The organism is Chthonomonas sp., assembly GCF_035294505.1.
GTDB lineage: Bacteria > Armatimonadota > Chthonomonadetes > Chthonomonadales > Chthonomonadaceae > Chthonomonas.
This window is the reverse complement of the sequence record NZ_DATGKU010000153.1, coordinates 1-1,066: the sequence shown is the minus strand read 5'-3', so window position 1 is coordinate 1,066 and position 1,066 is coordinate 1. Positions and strand designations below refer to the sequence as shown.

General features: G+C 58.0%; 1 protein-coding gene. It reads right to left on the bottom strand.

The genetic code is table 11. The annotated features are described in order from the left end of the window. Positions 1-402 precede the first annotated feature (402 nt). Complete coding sequence (locus tag VKV18_RS08515) at positions 403-912, bottom strand: hypothetical protein (protein ID WP_324203780.1); 510 nt, start codon at positions 910-912, stop codon at positions 403-405. Positions 913-1,066: the final 154 nt, after the last annotated feature.

The following is a 1,066-nucleotide window of genomic DNA, read 5'->3' as shown; positions in this document are numbered from 1 at the left end:
GCGCGGGTCGTCTGGGCGCGCCAGGCCATACCACGAATCAGTGGTTTAGGAGAAACGTCGCGTAGACTCCCGCTCCGCCACGAATCCCGTGTGTTGTCAGGAGGTTGTCAGTATAACTGGCGAAGCGGCCACAGGTACGAAACAGCAAACCGAACGCGCGTAAAACTGGAGTAGTTTAACTATAGAGCGTAGCTACGGGGAAACGAGCAGAGCAACCAAGTAGACTGGCCGCAAGCGCCAACTTTGCGCCATCCACGCCACAATACAACACACACAGCCACAAAAAAAGCGGCCGAAAGAAAGAATATTGGCAGCACCCTCAATATAAGTGGTGCGAAGGATCGCCGCCTTACCGGTGGCGACTGGTTAGAGGGGTTAGAGGGAGGCTGCTGGCGAAGCAAATCACAGCGGAAAAGCGGAGAGTCGGGGAAATGTGCATGGAAGTGGCTGAAAAACCTGGATTTGGAAATGTTGGATGTTTTGGCGGGGCAGACAGGGACGCCTTCCGGAAAAAAGGTGCCCTTCGCACGAAGAAATGCAACTCGCGGGCTCGACTGGATGGTGGTTGGTGTATAACCACCCGTGCTTGGGAACCAAAATGGAAATCCCGGTCAAGTACTGCTTTGCCTCCGGTAGTGATTTCAGCTTCTCGTTTGGCGTGGCGTAGTCGGTGGGGTTGTACCTCCGCCGCCTGCCGCGTGCGTCCATCGTGACCGTAGCGAAACCGCAGGGCCAGTGGTAGTTCAAATACGGGTTCGGATGCGCCGTGTGGAACTGGTGCACCGGCTCGGCATGCTGCTGGGGTATGTGGCCGTAGCCCATGTGTTTGCGGATTACCGCGCCGTTTTTGCCTTCCACCAATGCGTTGTCCTGGCTGCGGCAGGCCCGTGACTTGGTGAACTCGATCAGCATTTTCTACACACCCTTTTCGCCATCCCAATCGCCCTGATGCACCGTGTCCACGCGCCAGTAACCGGGCTGCCCGTGCGGCTCCGGCCGGCGCCTCTCGGCGATGGATACCCCGCTGGGCTTGCTCCCCACGAACTCCCCGGCTACCTTCCGGTAT